At 65.4% G+C, this 20,426-nt stretch carries 18 protein-coding genes; 12 read left to right on the top strand and 6 right to left on the bottom strand.

The window, feature by feature from the left end:
• Positions 1-231: 231 nt before the first annotated feature.
• Complete coding sequence (locus AZKH_RS16285; RefSeq protein WP_015436885.1) at positions 232-663, bottom strand: Lrp/AsnC family transcriptional regulator; 432 nt, start codon at positions 661-663, stop codon at positions 232-234.
• A gap of 138 nt (positions 664-801) precedes the next feature.
• On the opposite strand from AZKH_RS16285, the gene AZKH_RS16280 reads away from it, so the two are divergent.
• Entirely contained in the window at positions 802-1,878 is a 1,077-nt protein-coding gene (locus AZKH_RS16280) for an ornithine cyclodeaminase (protein WP_015436884.1), read from the top strand.
• Between the two features lie 26 nt (positions 1,879-1,904).
• Here AZKH_RS16280 and gcvA read toward each other — a convergent pair whose 3' ends face one another.
• Positions 1,905-2,834 (bottom strand): transcriptional regulator GcvA, encoded by a 930-nt coding sequence (gcvA, locus tag AZKH_RS16275; protein WP_015436883.1) that lies wholly within the window; start codon positions 2,832-2,834, stop codon positions 1,905-1,907.
• Between the two features lie 16 nt (positions 2,835-2,850).
• Positions 2,851-3,018 carry a hypothetical protein gene (locus AZKH_RS27325; RefSeq protein WP_156822119.1) on the bottom strand — a complete coding sequence of 56 codons (168 nt, stop codon included), beginning with the start codon at positions 3,016-3,018 and terminating at the stop codon, positions 2,851-2,853.
• Positions 3,019-3,031: 13 nt separating this feature from the next.
• On the opposite strand from AZKH_RS27325, the gene AZKH_RS16270 reads away from it, so the two are divergent.
• The 3 genes from AZKH_RS16270 (at position 3,032) to AZKH_RS16260 (ending at position 5,282) form a co-directional block, all read left to right on the top strand.
• Positions 3,032-3,229 carry a hypothetical protein gene (locus AZKH_RS16270; protein ID WP_041656286.1) on the top strand — a complete coding sequence of 66 codons (198 nt, stop codon included), beginning with the start codon at positions 3,032-3,034 and terminating at the stop codon, positions 3,227-3,229.
• A 74-nt stretch (positions 3,230-3,303) separates the two neighbouring features.
• Positions 3,304-4,635, top strand: a complete 1,332-nt coding sequence (locus AZKH_RS16265; RefSeq protein WP_015436882.1) for a DUF3422 family protein — start codon at positions 3,304-3,306, stop codon at positions 4,633-4,635.
• Between the two features lie 131 nt (positions 4,636-4,766).
• On the top strand, positions 4,767-5,282 hold the full coding sequence (locus tag AZKH_RS16260) for a lipocalin-like domain-containing protein (protein WP_015436881.1): 516 nt from the start codon (positions 4,767-4,769) through the stop codon (positions 5,280-5,282).
• A gap of 26 nt (positions 5,283-5,308) precedes the next feature.
• On the opposite strand, the gene AZKH_RS16255 is transcribed toward AZKH_RS16260, so the two are convergent.
• Positions 5,309-6,397, bottom strand: a complete 1,089-nt coding sequence (locus tag AZKH_RS16255; protein WP_015436880.1) for an AraC family transcriptional regulator — start codon at positions 6,395-6,397, stop codon at positions 5,309-5,311.
• Between the two features lie 132 nt (positions 6,398-6,529).
• On the opposite strand from AZKH_RS16255, the gene AZKH_RS16250 reads away from it, so the two are divergent.
• The 6 genes from AZKH_RS16250 (at position 6,530) to AZKH_RS16225 (ending at position 15,853) form a co-directional block, all read left to right on the top strand.
• Positions 6,530-7,702: an isovaleryl-CoA dehydrogenase gene (locus tag AZKH_RS16250; protein WP_015436879.1), complete on the top strand. Its 1,173-nt coding sequence runs from the start codon at positions 6,530-6,532 to the stop codon at positions 7,700-7,702.
• Positions 7,702-9,309, top strand: coding sequence for a carboxyl transferase domain-containing protein (locus AZKH_RS16245; RefSeq protein ID WP_015436878.1), 1,608 nt, complete (start codon positions 7,702-7,704; stop codon positions 9,307-9,309). The genes AZKH_RS16250 and AZKH_RS16245 overlap by 1 nt, the downstream gene beginning before the upstream one ends.
• A 14-nt stretch (positions 9,310-9,323) precedes the next feature.
• Positions 9,324-11,330 carry an acetyl/propionyl/methylcrotonyl-CoA carboxylase subunit alpha gene (locus tag AZKH_RS16240; protein ID WP_015436877.1) on the top strand — a complete coding sequence of 669 codons (2,007 nt, stop codon included), beginning with the start codon at positions 9,324-9,326 and terminating at the stop codon, positions 11,328-11,330.
• Positions 11,331-11,465: 135 nt separating this feature from the next.
• On the top strand, positions 11,466-13,154 hold the full coding sequence (locus tag AZKH_RS16235) for an AMP-binding protein (RefSeq protein ID WP_041656285.1): 1,689 nt from the start codon (positions 11,466-11,468) through the stop codon (positions 13,152-13,154).
• Between the two features lie 16 nt (positions 13,155-13,170).
• A complete protein-coding gene (locus AZKH_RS16230; protein WP_015436875.1) occupies positions 13,171-13,845 on the top strand; it encodes a glutathione S-transferase family protein in 675 nt (224 codons plus the stop codon).
• Positions 13,846-13,864: 19 nt separating this feature from the next.
• Positions 13,865-15,853 (top strand): acetoacetate--CoA ligase, encoded by a 1,989-nt coding sequence (locus AZKH_RS16225; RefSeq protein ID WP_015436874.1) that lies wholly within the window; start codon positions 13,865-13,867, stop codon positions 15,851-15,853.
• 18 nt (positions 15,854-15,871) lie between these two features.
• Here the strand turns inward: AZKH_RS16225 and guaD are convergent, their stop codons facing one another.
• Together guaD and AZKH_RS16215 are read right to left on the bottom strand one after the other, a co-directional pair.
• Positions 15,872-17,164, bottom strand: coding sequence for a guanine deaminase (guaD, locus tag AZKH_RS16220; protein ID WP_015436873.1), 1,293 nt, complete (start codon positions 17,162-17,164; stop codon positions 15,872-15,874).
• 6 nt (positions 17,165-17,170) lie between these two features.
• Entirely contained in the window at positions 17,171-17,722 is a 552-nt protein-coding gene (locus AZKH_RS16215) for an NUDIX hydrolase (protein WP_015436872.1), read from the bottom strand.
• Positions 17,723-17,904: 182 nt separating this feature from the next.
• Here AZKH_RS16215 and AZKH_RS16210 point away from each other — a divergent pair, with 182 nt between their 5' ends.
• A complete protein-coding gene (locus AZKH_RS16210; RefSeq protein ID WP_015436871.1) occupies positions 17,905-19,908 on the top strand; it encodes a diguanylate cyclase in 2,004 nt (667 codons plus the stop codon).
• 194 nt (positions 19,909-20,102) lie between these two features.
• Complete coding sequence (gene flhD, locus AZKH_RS16205) at positions 20,103-20,423, top strand: flagellar transcriptional regulator FlhD (RefSeq protein WP_015436870.1); 321 nt, start codon at positions 20,103-20,105, stop codon at positions 20,421-20,423.
• Positions 20,424-20,426: the final 3 nt, after the last annotated feature.

Raw genomic sequence — 20,426 nt, 5'->3', positions numbered from 1 at the left:
CAATAAAGGGCGTGTCGAAAGGCGTCAACGACGCGCGGCGAATCCGGACTGCAGCGTCCGTTCAGGATTCATGCTGCAGGCACCGAGAGGCTGTCTGAGATAGTTTAGGTCTTCTTCGCCGGATCGACAGGTGCAGATGGTCGCGGGCCTGTCCGGGCAATCGATGCGGGCTCTCAGCCGCCCTGTTTTGTGCCGGATGCGAGAAAATGTATATACAGAATCCGGGGCCGCTCAATGCGTATCGACGCGATAGCTCGCGAGGTGGATGCTCGTCTCGGTCTGCTGGATGCTCCGGATCAGGCGGATGCGTTCGAGCACGTTCGAGAGTTCGGTCAGGTTCTCCGCGCGAAGTTCCGCGAGCAGGTCCCAGCGCCCGTTGGTGTCATGCAGCGACGCGACGCCCGGCTCGCCGAGCAGGCTCGCGATCACCGAGCGCGTCTCGTTGCCGGCGACGACGATGCTCATCCACGCGCGGATCTCGTTTGGTTGCGAATCCGGACGCAACTGCGCCGTGTAGCCCACGATGATCCCATCGTCTTCGAGCTTCTTCATCCGGTTGGTGACCGTTCCGCGCGAGACCTTCAATTTGTGCGCGAGGTCGGCGACGCTCATTCGCGCGTTGCTGCGCAGCAGGCCGATGAGTTGCTGGTCCAAAGTGTCCATTTTTTCAAAAAGCCAATTTTTGCTGTCAGTTTGATCAAGTTTTTATCAAAATAGCACACAAGTTGGTATTTTGCCTGCCACGCAATTCGTCGATCATTTCCTCACAGAAATCGCACAACAAATGAGAGGAGCCAGATCATGAATGTCGCGAAACGCGTTGCGACCCGATTCCTAAGCGCCGAGCGTGCTGCCGCCATCGTCGCCGAGAAGGGCATCGCCGAGTGCTTAAAAGGCATGGCCGAATACATCACACAGGACTTCCTGCGCTGGAACGAATTCGAGAAGAGCGCCCGCGTCGCGAACCACTCGCACGATGGCGTCATTGAGCTGATGCCAATCTCGGATCATTCGCTGTATTCCTTCAAGTACGTCAACGGGCACCCCAAGAACCATCGCTTTGGCCTGACCACGGTGATGGCTTTCGGAGTGCTCGCTGATGTCGATACCGGCGTGCCGACCCTCGTCAGCGAGCTGACGCTGACCACCGCGCTGCGCACCGCAGCAATGTCCGCCGTCGCCGCCCGCGCGCTCGCCCGTCCTGACAGCAAGCGCATGGCGCTGATCGGCAATGGCGCGCAGAGCGAATTCCAAGCGCTCGCCTTCCATCACCTGGTCGGCATCACCGAGTTCCACCTCTTCGACGTCGATCCGGCCGCAACCGACAAGCTCGTCGCCAACCTCGAGCGCATGGGCCTGTCCGCCAAGCGTTTCGCGAGCACCCGCGAAGCGGTGAGAGGCTGCGACATCGTCACGACCGTGACCGCCGACAAGACCAACGCGACGATCCTCACACCGGACATGATCGAGCCCGGCATGCACATCAACGGCGTCGGCGGCGACTGCCCGGGCAAGACCGAGCTGCATCCTGAAGTGCTGACCAAGGGCCGCGTGTTCTGCGAATTCGAGCCGCAGTCGCGCATCGAGGGCGACATGCAGCAGATGCCGGCGGATTTCCCCGTCGTCGAACTGTGGAACGTGCTCGCAGGCAAACTTTCCGGCCGTCAATCGGCGGGCGAAGTGACGATCTTCGATTCCGTGGGCTTCGCGCTGGAGGATTTCTCGGCGCTGCGCTACATGCGCGATCTCGCGATCGAAGAGGGCGTCGAGGACCAAATTTCGCTGATCCCGGAACTCGCGAACCCGAAGAACCTGTTCGGCTGCCTTCCGATGAGCGCGCCCGTGCCGTCGGCGGCACCGGTCCTGCAGGCCGCGTAAGCCGTAGCTCGTCGAACCCGCCCCGCTCAGGCTGCCCGTGCAGTCTCGGCGGGGCTCATCGTTTCACGATACGCCGCTGCCTCGGCGAGCAGCCAGGCCGTGAAGCGCGCCAGCGCCGGGTTCGTGCTCGGCGAATCGGGATAGACGAGGTGATAGCCCATCTCCGAGCGCAGCGAGCGGTCGAAGGGAATGATCAGCTGACCCGATTCGAGCTCGCTCAGCGCCAGGAAGCGTGGCACCAGCGCGACGCCGAGGCCCGCCGACGCCGCTTCGACGAGCATCGAGAAGAGGTCGAAGCGCGGGCCGCCCATCACGTCCACGTCCTTCACGCCGGCCGCCTCGAACCAGCGCTGCCACGCGGCGTGCCGGTTCGACTGATGCAGCAGCGGGAGTCCGATCAGGTCGCGCGGTTCCTTGCACGGGTGTGTCGCCAGCAATTGCGGGCTGCCCACCGGCACCAGTTCCTCGCCGAATAGCGGATGCGAAACAGCACCCGGCCAGACCGGCGCCCCGAAATGAATTGCCGCGTCGAAAGACGTCTCGGTAAACACGAATGGATCCGAGCGCGTCGTCAGGTTAACGGTAATTCCCGGATTGGCCGCATGGAATTGCGCGAGGCGCGGAATCAGCCAGCGGGAGCCGAAAGTCGGGATCACCGCGAGTTCGAGAACATTGCGTTCCCCGCGATGAGACATTAGCGAAATCGTACTGCGTTCGAGACGGTCCAAATCTTCGGAAACGCGTTTTGCGTAGACCGCGCCGGCTTCGGTCAACGAGATGCGTTTCTTGACCCGGTTGAAGAGCGGGACGCCCAGGTAATCCTCGAGCGCTGCGATCTGCTTGCACACGGCACTTTGCGTCAGCGACAGGGCATCGGCCGCGCGCGTGAAGTTCAGGTGGCGCGCTGCAGCCTCGAAAGCAACCAGGGCTTCGATACTGGGGATGCGCCTGCGCATGGATACTTCCTCCGACTCATGATCTTCGTAGTTTATTTCGTTTGAAGGTGATTGGCATCCTGCGGAAAATCCGCCCCAGCAAATCGGCATCAAAAAACAATAAAGGACGCGAATTGGCGCGCAGGGAGACGAAATCTTTAGCCGGAACGGCCGATTTTGTTTCTCTTCTTTTCAGTTCATCCATTTGGAGACAGCAAATGATTAACCAGCAGCAGACGACGAACAAGCAATTCATCGGTGGTCAATTCGCGAGCGCACAGAACGAGCGTGCCGCAGCGGGCGAAGTCCTGAACCTCCTCACGCGCCGTGTCGATACCCGCAACGAGGACCTGGCCTCACAGCTCGAAGTCGAACGCCGCGACGTCACCACCGTCGTCGTGCTCGGATACAACTAACAAGAAGCAGCACGCCGGCCCGTCGCGCCGAGCGTTGCAAGGCGTGATCGGCGCCCTGCGATGCTCCCGCGACGATGAATCTCCCCAGCAGCTTGAACCATCCGCTGCGGCTTACGCTTGCCGCAGAAATCCACTCGCGCCCCTTCATGGCGATCGGGGCGCCCGCCCGCATCTCGCACCTCGCGATCCATGACGACGAGGGCTGCGAGCGCCAGGAGCATCTCCTCGGATCCTTGTGCGCGCGTTTCGGCGTCGCCGGTCCCAAGGCGGGTGCACAGCATTTCTTCCACGACTTCGGCCACTTCCGCATCAAGTGGGAGCGTCACAGCGAGTTCTCGACCTTCACCTTCGTCGAACCGGGCGGCGCTGAAAGCTTTGCCGAGCCGGCAATCCGCCACGTCCCGGCGGACTGGCTCGAGTCGCTCGGCTCCGCGGTGATCGTCGCTTCGCACATCCACGCCGAGCACGGAGAGCCTCTGGACATCGCCGACGCGCGCCTGCAGGCGTTGTTCCCCAAGCCGCCGCTGGTCGGCAGCCGCGTGCTTTCGGGAGGCGAGATCTGGACTGATTTCCAGGTCGGGCCGGACGGCTTCTCGCGCTTCCTCGTCCGCGACACGGGCCTGAGGGAAGCACAGATGGGTCGCCTCGTGCAGCGTATCTGCGAGATCGAGACCTACCTGATGATGGCGCTCCTCGCGCTGCCGCTCGCACGCGAAAGCACGGCACGCCTGGACCGCATCGAGGAAGATCTGAGCGGTCTCGGCGCGCAAATGAGCGCACTCGACATCGACGGTGACGCCGAGCAACTGCTGCGCGAGATCTCGCGACTCGACGGCCAGATGCGCGCGATGTCGCTCCATACGGGTTATCGGTTCGGCGCCGCTCAGGCCTACTACCGGATCGTTCAGGCGCGGATCGGCGAGTTGCGCGAGCAACGGATCGAAGGCGTGCCGACGATCGGCGAATTCATGGAGCGTCGGCTTGCGCCGGCGATGGACACCTGCGTCTCGGTCGCGACGCGCCAGGAAGCGCTCGCGAACAAGGTGAGCCGTTCGAACGACATGTTGCGCACGCGCGTCAATCTCGCTCAGGAGCGGCAGAACCAGAGCGTGCTCGAAAGCCTCAGCCGCAGTGCGAAGCTCCAGCTCAAGCTGCAGCAGGCGGTGGAAGGGCTGTCGGTCGTGGCAATCTCGTATTACGGTATCGGGCTTGCCGCGTATGGGCTGAAGGCGCTGAAGAGCTGGGGCCTTGATGTCCCGGTCGACCAGGCTGTCGGCGTCGCGCTTCCGCTCGTCTGCGCGGCGACTTGGTACGGCACGCGACGCCTGCACGGGAAATTGCACAAGCTTGGCGCACACCGATCAGTCGCAGCCGCTCCTCTGCCGCAGGGCCGTTCCGACGGCTGAGTCGGATCCGGGGCAATGTCATATGGCAATGTCCCGGAGCGGCGTCTATCCTTCGGTTTGGATGCCGGCCAGTTCGCAGGGGAGACCACGTGCTCCGGCCGGGATGAAGGGGACGCCGTTGGAGGGCAATCATGGCGAAATCGTATTGTCTGACGCGGGCGCTCATTGCGCCGCTTCCGTTTGGCGCGATGCTATTGTCTGGTGCCGCGCTCGCCGAGCCGTCGCTGCAATCGCAATTGGTCGGCGCCTGGACCTACGTTTCGGTCGACACGGTACGCCCGGACGGCAGCCGTTCGCCGATGTACGGATCCGCACCCAACGGCGTCGCGATCTTCGACGGCAACGGGCACTATGCCCTTGTGACCATCCGTTCCGACCTGCCTCGCTTCGCGTCCGGCAATCGCATGGATGGCACGCCTGACGAGTACAAGTCCATCGCGCAGGGATCGATCTCGCATTTCGGTCGCTACACGGTCAATGAGGCCGACAAGACGATCACGTTCTACATCGAGGCCAGCACCTTCCCGAACTGGAACGGGCTCGAGCAAAAGCGGCCGCTTTCGATCAATGGCGACGAGTTGAAATGGGTGACTGCGACTGCGTCGGGTGGCGGCTCGGGAGAGGTGGTGCTGAAGCGCGCGAGGTAGGTTCGGGCCGGCGATTGGAGCGTGACTTACGCGACGGCGTCGGTGCTCGCCCGCTCGTCGCCGCGCGAGACTGACATGCCGGGCCGGCGCTCGCGGAATGCGCTCGGCGATTCCCCCGTCCACTGCCGGAACGCCCGCGAAAAGCTCTTCTCGTTGCTGAATCCCACCGCCTGGGCGATTTGTTTGATCGGCCGGTTGGTCCGGTTCAGCAACTCGATCGCCCGCTCGCGCCGCGCCTCGTCCTTCAGTTGCTGCAGGGACGCCCCTTCCTCGTCGAGCTGGCGATGCAGCGTGCGTGGCGACAGATGCAGCCGCTCGGCCAAGGTTTCAGCCGTCGCCGCCTCGTCGAGACGTTCGCGCAGCAGGTGACGCACGCGCTGCACCAGCAGACGATCACGGCGGTATTGCAGCACCGTCAGCGGCAGCGCGCGCCTGAGCATCTGCTGTAGTGCCGCTTCATCGCGTCGTAGCGGCAGTCGCAAATACTGTGCATCGAAGCTGATTTCCGCCTGCCGCGCATCGAAGGAGACCGGCCCCTGGAAGAGCAGCGGATAGACGCTCCGATGCGGTGGCGCCGGAAACGGGAAGCGCGCCGCGAGCAGCGAGATCCGCGAGTCGATCGCCCAGCAGGCATAGCCGAGCAGGTAGCGCAGCAGCGTCACGAGGCAGAATTCCTGCATCTCGCCGAGGTAGCGTCGCACCTCGATGCGGATGTTCGCGACCGCACCGTCGCTGTCGAGGTGGAACACGACGTCGTCGGTCAGCAGCCGATGATGGCGGCACCAGCGCTTCAGTGCGATGCCGAGGTCGGGCGCGGTGATCGAGGCCCGGCACAGCATGCCGTAGCTTCCCCACGGCAGGCGCCGCGAAAACCAGCCCAGCGCCTCGTCGTCGAGCTCCTGCATCGCGACGCCCGACATGATCTCCATCTGCCCCGCGGTCACCCGTGCATCCGGATTCGCCAGCGCTTCCGGCGCAATCTGCGCCTCGCGCAGCGCATTGGCAGGATTGATCCCGTAATGGCGGTAGGCCGCGACGATCGTGCGGATGAAGGCGATCGGCGTAGCCGCCGGGCCGCGCAAAGGATCGAGGGGAGGAGTAAGGACTGCGGACATGGTCTATAAAGCATAAATTGCTTGGCAGGATTTGCAACCACCTTGGCGCCCGCTGCACCGATCCCGCGCCTAATCTTCCGAAGTCACGAAAACACATCAATCCAACGTTTTGCAGGGACGAGGAGACCGACCATGAACATTCCCAGCCTGAACTTCCATCACGGCGAAACCATCGACGCGCTGCGCGACGCCGTGCGCCAGTTCGCCGAGGCCGAAATCGCCCCGCGCGCCGCCGACATCGACCGCGAGAACGAATTCCCCGCCGACCTGTGGAAGAAGTTCGGCGACATGGGCCTGCTGGGGATGACCGTCGAAGAGGAATACGGCGGCACCGGCATGGGCTACCTCGCGCACATCATCGCGATGGAAGAGATTTCGCGCGCGTCCGCATCGGTCGGCCTATCCTACGGCGCGCATTCGAACCTGTGCGTGAACCAGATCCGCCGCAACGGCAACGCGGCGCAGAAGGACAAGTACCTGCCGAAGCTGATCTCGGGCGACCATGTCGGCGCGCTGGCGATGAGCGAGCCGAATGCCGGCTCCGACGTCGTGTCGATGAAGCTGCGCGCCGACAAGAAGGGCGACCGCTACGTGCTGAACGGCTCGAAGATGTGGATCACCAACGGCGGCGACGCCGACACGCTGGTCGTGTATGCGAAGACCGACATCAACGCCGGCCCGAAGGGCATCACTGCCTTCATCATCGAAAAGGGCATGAAGGGCTTCAGCCACGGCACCCACCTCGACAAGCTCGGCATGCGCGGTTCGAACACCTTCCCGCTGTTCTTCGACGATGTCGAGGTGCCGGAAGAGAACGTGCTCGGTGGCGTCGGCAACGGCGTGAAGGTGCTGATGAGCGGCCTCGACTACGAGCGCACGGTCCTGTGCGGCGGCCCGCTGGGCATCATGGCGGCGTGCATGGACGTGGTCGTGCCCTACCTGCACGGGCGCAAGCAGTTCGGCCAGGCGATCGGCGAGTTCCAGCTGATGCAGGGCAAGGTCGCCGACATGTACTCGGTGTGGAACGCGACCCGCGCCTACGTGTATGCCGTCGGTCAGGCCTGCGACCGCGCCGATCACGCCCGGACGCTGCGCAAGGACGCCGCCGGCGCGATCCTGTACTCGGCCGAAAAGGCGACCTGGATGGCGGGTGAGTCTATCCAGACTCTCGGCGGCGTCGGTTACACCAACGAATACGCCACCGGCCGCCTGTGGCGCGATGCCAAGCTGTACGAGATCGGCGCCGGCACGAGCGAGATCCGCCGCATGCTGATCGGTCGCGAACTCTTCGCGGAGACGATGTGATGAGTGTGATCAAGTCCTCCATCAACACGCGCAGCCCGGACTTCGCGGGCAACGCCGAGGCGATGCGCAAGCTCGTCGGCGACCTGCGCGACAAGGCTGCGGAAGTCGCGCTCGGCGGCGGTGAATCCGCGCGGCAGAAGCACACCGCGCGTGGAAAACTGCTGCCGCGCGATCGCGTCAATCACCTGCTCGACCCCGGCACGCCCTTCCTCGAAGTCGGCCAGATGGCGGCCTACGGCATGTACGACGGCGATGCGCCCTCGGCCGGCGTCATCACCGGCATCGGCCGCGTGAAAGGCGTCGAATGCATGATCGTCGCCAACGACGCGACGGTGAAGGGCGGCAGCTACTTCCCGATGACGGTCAAGAAGCACCTGCGCGCGCAGGAAATCGCGCAGATGAACAATCTGCCCTGTGTCTATCTCGTCGATTCGGGCGGCGCGAACCTGCCGACGCAGGACGAAGTCTTTCCCGACCGCGAGCACTTTGGCCGCATCTTCTTCAACCAGGCCAACATGAGCGCGCAGGGCATCCCGCAGATCGCGGTCGTGATGGGCTCCTGCACCGCCGGCGGCGCCTACGTGCCGGCGATGAGCGACGAGGCGGTGATCGTCAAGAATCAGGGCACGATCTTCCTCGGCGGGCCTCCGCTGGTGAAGGCTGCGACCGGTGAAGTCGTCAGCGCGGAAGACCTCGGCGGCGGCGACGTGCATACGCGCATCTCGGGCGTCGCGGACCACCTCGCCGAGAACGACGCCCACGCGCTCTACATCGCGCGCCGCATCGTGTCGAACCTAAATCGCCAGAAACCCGTGTCGCTCAAGGTCGGCGCCGGCGAAGAGCCGCTGTACGACCCCGAAGAGCTTTACGGCATCATTCCGGCCGACCCCCGCAAGCCCTACGACGTGCGCGAAGTCATCGCCCGCGTCGTCGACGGCTCGCGCTTCGACGAATTCAAGTCGCGCTACGGCACGACGCTCGTCACCGGCTTCGCCCAGCTCTACGGCTACCCGGTCGGCATCGTCGCGAACAACGGCATCCTGTTCGGTGAATCCGCGCAGAAGGGCGCGCACTTCGTCGAACTGTGCGCGCAGCGCGGCATTCCGCTCGTCTTCCTGCAGAACATCACCGGCTTCATGGTCGGCCGCAAGTACGAGAACGGCGGCATCGCCAAGGACGGCGCGAAGATGGTGACGGCGGTCGCGACCGCCCAGGTGCCGAAGCTCACGATGATCATCGGCGGCTCGTTCGGCGCCGGCAACTACGGCATGTGCGGCCGCGCCTACAGCCCGCGCTTCCTGTGGATGTGGCCGAACTCGCGCATCTCCGTGATGGGCGGCGAGCAGGCCGCGAGCGTGCTCTCGACGGTGCGCCGCGACGGCATCGAGGCCAAGGGCGGCAGCTGGAGCAAGGAAGACGAGGAGGCGTTCAAGGCGCCGATCCGCGAACAATATGAAGTGCAGGGCCACCCCTACTACGCCACCGCGCGCCTGTGGGACGACGGCGTGATCGACCCGGCGCAGAGCCGCCGTGTGCTGGGCCTGTCGCTGTCCGCGACGCTCAACGCGCCGATCCCGCAGACGAAGTTCGGCGTGTTCCGGATGTAAGGGGGAGATAAGAAATGTTCGAAAAGATCCTGATCGCAAACCGCGGTGAAATTGCCTGCCGCGTGATCAAGACCGCACGCCGCATGGGCATCAAGACCGTCGCCGTCTATTCCGAAGCCGACGCCAACGCCCGCCACGTGCGCCTCGCCGACGAGGCCGTGCTGATCGGTCCGGCCGCCGTCAAGGAAAGCTACCTCGTCATCGACCGCATCATCGCCGCCGCGAAGCAGACCGGCGCGCAGGCAATCCACCCCGGCTACGGCTTCCTGTCCGAGAACGAGGACTTCTGCGACGCCTGCGAACGCGAAGGCATCGTCTTCATCGGGCCGCCGGTGTCGGCGATCCGCGCGATGGGCTCGAAGTCCGAAGCGAAGAAACTGATGGAAGCGGCCCGCGTGCCGCTGACCCCCGGCTACCACGGTGACAACCAGGAGCCGACCTATCTGCACGAGCAGGCCGACAAGATCGGCTACCCGGTGCTGATCAAGGCTGCGGCCGGCGGCGGCGGCAAGGGCATGCGCCTCGTCGAGAAGTCCGACGACTTCATTGCCGCGCTCGCGTCGTGCAAGCGCGAAGCCGCATCGTCCTTCGGCGACGAGCATGTGCTGGTCGAGAAGTACATCATCCGCCCGCGCCATATCGAGATCCAGGTCTTCGGCGACACGCACGGCAACTGCGTGTATCTCTTCGAGCGCGACTGCTCGGTGCAGCGCCGCCACCAGAAGGTGCTGGAAGAAGCGCCCGCGCCCGGGATGACGCCCGAGCGCCGCGCCGCGATGGGCAAGGCCGCCGTCGAGGCCGCGAAGGCAGTCGGCTACGTCGGCGCCGGCACCGTGGAATTCATCGCGAACCAGGACGGCTCGTTCTACTTCATGGAGATGAACACGCGCCTGCAGGTCGAGCACCCGGTCACCGAGATGATTACCGGGCTGGACCTCGTCGAATGGCAACTGCGCGTCGCCTCGGGCGAACCGCTGCCGCTCGCGCAGGAACAGCTGCAGATCCGCGGCCACGCGCTTGAAGCGCGCATCTACGCCGAAGATCCCGCGAAGGGCTTCCTGCCCTCGACCGGCAAGCTCCTGCACCTCGCGCCGCCGGCCGAAGGGCTGCATGTGCGCGTCGATACCGGCGTCGAGGAGGGCGACGAAATCAGCCCCTTCTACGACCCGATGATCGCGAAGCTGATCGTGTGGGACGAGAACCGCGACCAGGCGCTCGCGCGCATGCTGCAGGCGCTCGCGGACTACCGCGTCGTCGGCGTCGCGAACAACATCGAGTTCCTGTCGCGCCTGACGAACTGCCCGGCCTTCGCGGGGGCGGATCTCGACACGGGCCTGATCGAGCGCGAGAAGGCTTATCTCTTCCCCGAAGGCGAAGTGCCTCCGGCCGAGGTCTACTTCGTCGCGGCCCTCGGCGAACTGCTGCGTGAGGCTGCGTGGGCCGAACAAGAAGCCGAGCGCGGGACCGATGCCGGCTCGCCCTGGCACGCCCGCGACGGCTGGCGCCTGAACGCCACCGCGCGCCGCGAACTGCTGTTCCGCTTCGGCGAGACGCAGAAGAGTGTGCAGGTCGCCTACCGCGGGCGTGACCGCTACACGCTCGGCGTCGACGGCCGCAGCACCGAAGCGCGTGGCAAGCTCGACGATCGCGGCGGCATGCGCGTCGAGTTCGACGGCACGCGCATGGCCGCGACCATGATCGTCGCCGGCGAAAAGCGCCATGTCTTCCTGCACGGCCGCACCTGGCAGCTTTCCAACGTCGATCCGCTGCATCACGCGGGCGAGGGGGGCGGCGCCGAAGGCGGCTTGCTCGCGCCGATGCCCGGCAAGGTCATCGCGCTGCTCGCCGAAGCCGGCACCCAGGTCGAGAAGGGCGCACCGCTGCTGATCCTCGAGGCGATGAAGATGGAACATACCATCACCGCCCCCGCGACCGGCACGCTGAAGGCCTTCCGCTTCGCGGTCGGCGACCAGGTCGGCGACGGCGCGGAACTCGTCGAGTTCGAGCCCGCCAAGGGCTGACGGCAGCCATTGCCAACACACTGGCCGGCGCGTCGCGCTCCGGCCGGTATGCGCTTTCCCGTGTCCCGCGTGGCCGGCGCTTCGCCGCGAAACGCAAAAGAAGACATCGAATCGAACAGAGTGGAGAGAGACATCATGACCCAGTTGAGCTACGTCCACGGCGCCTCCGAGAAGCGCCTGATCGGCCAGACCATCGGGCACTTCTTCGACGAGGCCTGCGCCCGCCATGCCGCGCGCGAAGCGCTGGTCGTGCGCCACCAGAACGTCCGCCTGACCTACGCCGCGCTCAAGCAGCGCGTCGATGCCCTCGCGTGCAGCCTGATGCGCCTGGGCCTCAAGCGCGGCGATCGCATCGGCATCTGGTCGCAGAACAACACCGAATGGGCGCTGACCCAGTTCGCGACCGCCAAGGCCGGCCTCGTGCTCGTCAACATCAACCCCGCCTACCGACGCGCCGAGCTCGAATACGCGCTGAACAAGGTCGGCTGCCGCGCGCTGGTCCTGTCGCCCGCCTTCAAGTCCAGCAACTACCTCGAAATGATCGGCGACCTCGCGCCGGAACTCGCGCAGGCCGAACCGGGCAAGCTGAAGGCCGCGAAGCTGCCGACGCTCGAAATCGTCATCCGTATGGGCGCCGACAAGACGCACGGCATGCTCAATTTCGACGAGCTGCTGCACGCCCCGTCGCGCGACGAGCTCGACGCGCTCGAAACCCTCGGCGACGAGCTCCAGTTCGACGACCCGATTAACATCCAGTTCACGTCCGGCACGACCGGCCAGCCGAAAGGCGCGACGCTGTCGCATCACAACATCCTCAACAACGGCTTCTTCGTCGGCGAGGCGATCCGCCTCGTCGAGGGCGACCGCCTGTGCATCCCCGTGCCGCTCTACCACTGCTTCGGCATGGTGATGGGCAACCTCGGCTGCCTCACGCACGGCGCGACGATGATCTACCCGGCCGAATCCTTCGAGCCCCTCGCGACGCTCGAAACCCTCGCCGAGGAACGCTGCACCGCGAGCTACGGCGTGCCGACGATGTTCATCGCGATGCTCGACCACCCGAAGTTCAATGAATTCGACCTGTCGGCCCTGCGCACCGGCATCATGGCCGGCAGCCCGTGCCCGATCGAAGTGATGAAGCGCGTCATCGACAAGATGCACATGCGCGAAGTCACCATCGCCTACGGCATGACCGAGACCTCGCCGGTGAGCTTCCAGAGCGGCACCGACGACCCGATCGACCGCCGCGTCTCCACCGTCGGCCGCGTCCAGCCGCATCTCGAAGTGAAGATCGTCGACAACGAAGGCCGCATCGTCCCGCGCGGCACGCCGGGTGAGCTGTGCACGCGCGGCTACTCGGTGATGCTCGGCTACTGGGGCGACGAAGCGAAGACGCGCGAAGCGGTCGACGCCGGCCGCTGGATGCACACGGGCGACCTCGCGACGATCGACGACGAAGGCTTCTGCAATATCGTCGGCCGCATCAAGGACATGGTGATCCGCGGCGGCGAGAACCTCTACCCGCGCGAGATCGAGGAATTCCTCTACCGCCACCCGAAGATCCTCGACGTGCAGGTCGTCGGCGTGCCGGACCAGAAATACGGCGAGGAACTGTGCGCCTGGGTCATCGTCCGCGAAGGCCAGACGCTCTCCGAGGACGAGGTTCGCGAGTTCTGCAAGGGGCAGATCGCGCACTACAAGGTGCCGCGCTACATCCGCTTCGTCGACACCTTCCCGATGACGGTGACCGGCAAGATCCAGAAATTCCAGATCCGCGAGCAGATGAAGCGCGAACTGGGGCTGGCCGAGTCGAAGACCGCCTGACGAGGAGAGAGGGCACATGATCACCCTGTATCACTGCGTCAGCGCGCGCTCGTTCCGGCCCTTGTGGATGCTCGAGGAACTCGGTCTGCCCTACGAGCTCAAGGTGCTGCCGTTCCCGCCGCGGGTCGACGCGCCGCAGTATCTGGAGATCAACGCCCTCGGCACGATTCCGGCGTTCTTCGACGGCGCGGCGCGCATGACCGAGTCCGCCGCAATCTGCCAATACCTCGCAGCCCGGCACTCGCCGGGCGGACTTAACGTCGAAACCGGCGAGCCCGATTTCGGCGCCTATCTGAATTACCTGCACTTCGGCGAGGCGACGCTGACCTTCCCGCAAACCCTCGTTCTCCGCTACTCCCGCTTGGAGCCGCCGGAACGGCGTCAGCCGCAGGTCGCCGAGGACTACGCCAAGTGGTTCCTCTCGCGGCTGCGTACACTCGAGCCGTTGCTGGAGACGCAGGACTTCCTGTGCGCCGGTCGCTTCACGGCGGCCGACGTCTCCGTCGGCTACGCGCTGATGCTCGGCGAGCTGATCGGCCTCAAGTCCCGATTCAAGCCGGCGGCGCTCGCCTACTGGGAGCGTCTCCTGTGCCGCGAGGGATTCAAACGCGCACTCGCGGCACAGGAACGCGCCGCGATCGAGCAAGGCGTATCGCCCGTCCCTGCGCCGAACGTGCAGGGCTCGTTCTGAACGAAGAGACAAGACAGCTATGGACAAGACTCAATTCGACGACCGGCCTCTCTGGACCCCGCGCCCCGAGCAGATCGCCGCCACCGGCATCGCCGCCTTCACCGACCGCGCACGCCGCGTCTCGGGCTTGCAGCTTGCCGACTACGCCGCACTGCACGACTGGTCGGTGCAGCATTCGACCGACTTCTGGCGCGAAGTCTGGGATTTCGGCGGTGTGATCGGCGAACGCGGTGCGCGTGACCTCGTCGACGGCGACCGCATGCCCGGCGCCACCTGGTTTCCGGACGCGCGCCTGAACTTCGCCGAGAACCTGCTGCGCGACAGCGGCAACCCTCAGGCGCTCGTCTTCTGGGGCGAAGACAAGGTCAAGCGCAGCATGACGCGCGCGGAACTGCGCGCCGAAGTCGCCCGCTTCGCCGCCGCCTTGCGTGAGGCCGGCGTGGAGCGGGGCGACCGCGTCGCCGGCTACATGCCGAACCTCCCCGAAACGCTCGTCGCAATGCTCGCGGCAGCGAGCCTCGGCGCCACCTTCACCAGCGCCTCGCCCGACTTCGGCGTTCAGGGCGTGCTCGACCGCTTCGGCCAGACCGCGCCCAAGGTGCTGATCGCCTGCGACGGCTACTGGTACAACGGCAAGGCGATCGACGTGCTCGGCAAGCTCGGGGACATCGTGCGTCAGCTGCCGTCCGTCTCGCGCGTGGTCGTCGTCCCGTATCTCGCCGGCGACGGCGCGCTCAAACTGTCCGACGTGCCCCGCGCAACGACGTATGCCGACTTCCTCGCCCCCCACGCCGCCGCGACCGTCCCGCAATACTTCCGCCTGCCGTTCAACCACCCGCTCTACGTCATGTACTCGTCCGGCACGACCGGCGTGCCGAAGTGCATCGTCCACGGCGCGGGCGGCACGCTGCTCCAGCACCTCAAGGAGCACAAGCTCCACGCCGACGTCCGCGAAGGCGACCGCCTGTTCTACTTCACGACCTGCGGCTGGATGATGTGGAACTGGCTTGTCTCCGGCCTCGCCGCGGGCGCGACGCTGATGCTCTACGACGGCAATCCCTTCGTCGACGACGGCAGGGTGCTGTGGGACTACGCCGAGAAGGAGCGCATCACCCACTTCGGCACGTCCGCCAAGTACATCGAGACCCTCGGCAAGAGCGAACTGAGGCCCGCGCAGTCCTACGACCTCTCCGCGCTGCGCGCCGTCCTCTCCACCGGCAGCCCGCTCGCGCCACAAGGCTTCGACTTCGTCTATGACTCGATCAAGCGCGACGTCCAGCTTGCATCGATCTCCGGCGGCACCGACATCGTCTCGTGCTTCGTCCTCGGTAATCCGGCCATGCCCGTGTGGCGCGGCGAGATCCAGTGCCGCGGCCTCGGCATGGCGGTCGAAGTGTGGGACGACGAAGGCCATCCGATCACGGCAGACAAGGGCGAACTCGTCTGCACGAAACCCTTCCCGTGCATGCCGATCGGCTTCTGGAACGACCCGGACGGCGCCAAGTACCATGCAGCCTACTTCGAGCGCTTCCCGAACGTCTGGTGCCATGGCGACTTCTGTGAAATCACCGAGCACGGCGGCCTGATCATCCACGGCCGTTCAGATGCGACGCTCAACCCCGGCGGCGTGCGCATCGGCACCGCGGAGATCTATCGCCAGGTCGAGAAGCTGCCCGAGATCCTCGAGTCGATCGTGATCGGCCAGGACTGGCCGCCGCAGGACCCGACCGACGTCCGCGTGATCCTCTTCGTGCGCCTGCGCGAAGGGCTCACGCTCGACGACGCGCTCGCCACCCGCCTCAAGCAGGCGATCCGCGACAACGCGACGCCGCGCCATGTGCCCGCCCGGATCGTCCAGGTCACGGACATTCCGCGCACGAAGAGCGGCAAGCTCGTCGAACTCGCGGTGCGCAATGTGGTGCACGGCAAGCCGGTGAAGAACATCGAGGCCCTCGCGAACCCCGAGGCCCTGGCTCTGTTCGAGAATCGGCCGGAACTGGCCTCGTAGGAAGAAACCGTCGCGAGCTTACGGCCGGCGCCACGCCGGCTCGCCCATCACCCAGGTTTCCGCGACCGCGCGATCGTCGCCCAGCATCATCAGCACGAAGAGGCGCTCGGCGAGCGTGTGGCAGGTGGCATTTCGCCGCGCGAGGAGCGGCGTCGCCGCCGGGTCTAGCACGACGAAATCCGCCTCCCGCCCCGGCGCGAAACTGCCGATCCTGTCGTCCAGATACAGGCTGCGCGCGCCACCCAAGGTCGCGAGGTAGAAGGCCCGCTCCGCCGACAACGACTGTCCGTTCAACTGCAGCACCTTGTAGGCCTCGTTGAGCGTCTGCAGCATCGAAAAGCTCGTCCCCGCGCCGACATCGCTGCCGATCCCGACCCGCACACCTGCGGCATGGGCGCGATCGAGATCGAAGAGCCCCGACCCGAGAAAGAGATTCGAGGTCGGGCAGAAACTCATCGCCGCGCCGGCCGTGGCCATTCGCGCGCGATCCGCATCGTCGAGCCACAGGCAGTGCGCGAACACGCTGCGCGGCCCGACATGGCCGAAGCGGTCATAGACGTCGAGATAGCTCCGAGCTTCGGGATAAAGCTCGGCCACCCACGCCACCTCGCGCCGGTTCTCGGCCACATGGGACTGCAGATAGACCCCAGGGTGCTCGACGAACAGGCGCCCGGCGAGCGCCATCTGCTCCGGCGTCGAGGTCGCCGCGAAGCGCGGTGTCACGGCATACAGCAGCCGGTCGCGGCCATGCCACTTCTCGATCAGCGCGTGCGATTCCGCATAGCCGCGCGCCGCCGTGTCGCGCAGGAAGTCTGGGCAATTGCGGTCCATCAGCACCTTGCCCGTGATCAGCCGCATCCGTCGTTCGGCCGCCGCCGCGAACAGCGCATCGACCGAGGCCGCATGTACCGTCGGGAAGGCCATCGCGGTCGTCGTGCCATTGCGCAGCAGCTCGTCGCAAAAAAAATCCGCGACCGCGGCGGCATGGCCCGGGTCGGCGAAGCGCCGTTCGGCCGGGTAGGTGTACTTGCCGAGCCATTCGAGCAACTGCTCCCCGTGGCTCGCGATGATGTCCGCCTGCGCAAAATGGATGTGCGTGTCGATGAATCCCGGCAGGATCAGCTTCCCGCGACGGTCGTCGACCGGTGTCCCCGCCGGCAGCTTCGCGAGCAGTTCCTCCGCCGGCCCCGCTTCGGCGACACGTCCATCGCGAATGATCAGCAGTCCGTCCGCAAAATACTCCAGCGCCTCGACGCCGCGGTCGGCCGGATCATCGAGGAAGTGGAGGATTTCGCCGCGGATCGCTCGCACGATGGGTCAGGGGAGGTGGGGTTCGGCAATCGGCGGGATGCTGCCGGTGTGGAATCCGAAACTGCCCTTCCTCCGATCCTCGAAGTAATGGCGCAGCGTCATCGAGATCGTGCGGAAGGCGATGTCGTCCCAGGGGATGTCCTTCTCCTCGAACAGGGCCACGTCCAGCGACTCCTCGCCGGGCCGAAAATCGAGATCGAGCAGGCGGGCGCGGTAGACGATATGCACCTGGCTGATGTGCGGCACGTTGATCAGTGTGAACATGTCGCCCACCTCGACGCGTGCGCAGGCTTCCTCGAGCGTCTCGCGTGCGGCCCCTTCGGCCGTGGTCTCGGCGTTTTCCATGAAGCCGGCGGGCAGCGTCCAGAAGCCGTGCCGCGGCTCGATCGCGCGGCGGCACAGCAGGATGCGGTCCTCCCATTCGGGCACGGCGCCGACCACGATCTTCGGGTTCTGATAATGGATGCTGCCGCAATTCGTGCAGACATGGCGCGGCAGCGTATCGCCGGGCGGGATGCGTAGTGTGACCGGGGCGCCGCAGTTTGAGCAGAACTTCATCTTGGGGACCGAATTCTTCGTGAATTGCGATTTTAACCTCTGCAGGCACTATTCACTCGCCAGAGTGGCGCAGTGCCGTGACATCCGTCGCCGCGACGCGGTACAGTGCGCGGTCTTGAATTTGCGCTGTCCGTGATGCTGCACCGCAGGGAGCGCAGACATCCGGCAAAGGTATCGTCTTCATGCCTCCTCCGATCGACATGAACCGTTTCGAGCAGATCCGCGCCTCGGGCGACCTGCCTTCGCCGAAGGGCGTCGCGCTCGCCGTGATCCGGCTCACGCGGCAACAGGACGTGTCGATCGCCGAACTCGCGCGCGTCATCAGCGGGGACCCCGCCTTCGTCGGCCGCATCATCAAGGCCGCCAACGGACTCCTCGCGAGCAGCCGCCGTCCCGTCGCCTCCGTTCAGGATGCGCTGATGATCCTCGGCTTGCCAGCCGTACGGACCATGGTGCTCGGCTTCTCGCTGCTGTCGAACCATCGGCACGGCAACTGCCGCGGCTTCGACTACAACGCGTTCTGGAATTCCTCGCTCGCGATCGGCTTGGCGATGCAGGTGTTCGCCGAGCGCACCCGCTGCGGTGCCCCCGACGAACTATTCAGCCTCGGACTGCTGAGCCGCGTCGGGGAGTTGTCGCTCGCGACCCTTTACCCCTTCGACTACGCCCGCGTCCTCGACGCGGCGCGCCAAGCCAATGCGCTCCCGCTCGTCGTGCTGGAGCAGGAAGAGTTCGCGCTGAGCCACGTCGAACTGACCGGGGCGATGCTGGCGGACTGGGGGCTGCCGACGGTTTTCGTCGATGCCGCCGGCCATGCGGAGATTCGCGAGGGCGCGGAGTATCCGGAGGCGGCCCGGCTGCGCCTGCTCGTCGAATGCATGGCGGCGGCCCGCTGCATCGCCGCCATCTGCCTCGCCGACGAAAGCGCGCGCAGCGCGATGATGCCGCGGCTCCTCGCTGCCGGCGCACGCCTGCGCTTCAATCGCGAGAACCTTCTTTTCGACTGCGACCGCATCATCCGGCTGTGGGTCGAGTGGGGGACGCTGCTGCAACTCGAGCAGAAGAAGGCACCGAGTTTTTCGGAGCTTGCCCAAGGTGATCCAGGGGAGCTACCCGGCGAGCTTGGAGCGAGCGATCCGGCGCCCGCTGCCCAAGCCCCGGCTGAGGACCCCGAGCCGGTGCGGCACATCGATCCGGCTCATCCGCGGATACTGATTGTCGATGACGAGCCCCGCACGCGCACCAGCCTGCGGGGTGTGCTCGAGCAAGGCAGCTTCGAAGTCTTCGAGGCTGGCGACGGTCGGCAGGGCATGGAGCTCGCGCTCGAACTGCAGCCGCAGATGATGATCCTCGACTGGGACATGCCCGGGATGAGCGGTCCCGAGCTCACGCGCGCGCTGCGGCAGACGCGCGTGGGGCAGGCGATCTACATCGTATTGCTCACCCATCAGGGCGATGACGAGCGCCTCATTGAAGCCTTCGATGCCGGTGCCGACGACTTCGTCACCAAGCCCGTCAGGCCGCGCGTGCTCTCCGCGCGGCTGCGCGCCGGGCTGCGCGTGGTGCGCCTGCAGCAGGAGCTCGAGCGCGAACGCGAGGAAATCCGCCACTTCGCCGCCCAGCTCGCGGTGACCAACCGCCGTCTGCAGGAGGCGGCCCTCACCGACGCGCTGACCGGATTCCCGAACCGCCGCTACGCGCTCGATCGTGTGCAGCAGGAATGGGCGTCGGCGAGCCGCTGGGGGCGGCCGCTGTCGTGCATGATCATCGACATCGACAATTTCAAGCAGATCAACGACACCTACGGCCACGACGTCGGCGACGAGGTGCTGCGGCGTGCCGCCGAAGCATTGCGCGGCGCACTCCGGGGACAGGATGTGATCTGTCGTACCGGCGGTGACGAATTCCTGGCGATCTGCCCCGAAACCGATCTTGCTCGCGCCCTGAGCTGCGCCGAGCGGCTTCGCATGGCGCTGGATAGTCTCGCGCTGAAGGCGGGCGAAGACCGGCTGCCGATCAGTGGGAGCATCGGGGTCGCAATGCGGGTGCGGGGCATGGTCGACGTCGATGCGCTGATCAAGGAAGCCGACCGCGGCGCCTACCTCGCGAAGCAGCGCGGACGCAACTGCATCGCCTCTGTCCAGTCGCTCGAAAAGACGCAGGAGCTTGCTCCGCGCGACGCGTGAACGCGCGAGACGCCTGAAATCAGCATGGATGACAAACGAGTATATGAATCCGGTTTACTCGTTTGACAACAAAACCTTGCTAGCAGTAAGGGATAGCCCGTTGTGCCGACGCAACAATAGTTTACGGCGCTTTACTTGCATTTCCTAACAAATAACTTTAACTTTGGCGCGCTTGTCCCTGAATGGGAGCATTAATGAAACGGCCCGATTTTCAGGCAGAAATCCAGGAACTGAACCTCGCCTATCTGATGCTGGCGCAGCAGATGCTGCGCAGCGACCGCGAAACCGCGATGTTCCGCCTTGGCATTGGCAATGAGATTGCCGACCTGATCGAAGGGCTGACGTCGGCCAAGCTGGTCAAGATGGCCAACAGCCAGATGTTGCTGCCCACGTTCAGGTTCGATGACACCCTGCTTACCGGCCTGCTGGCCGGCAAAGGCAGGGATGCGACCAGCTCCAGCCTGCATGCGGCCATCATCGCAGCGGGCAAACCCGTGAAGGGGCTGGCCGGATAGCCC

Source organism: Azoarcus sp. KH32C (assembly GCF_000349945.1).
Lineage (GTDB): Bacteria > Pseudomonadota > Gammaproteobacteria > Burkholderiales > Rhodocyclaceae > Aromatoleum.
The sequence above is the reverse complement of the archived record's forward strand: the minus strand, read 5'-3'. Positions and strand labels throughout refer to the sequence as shown.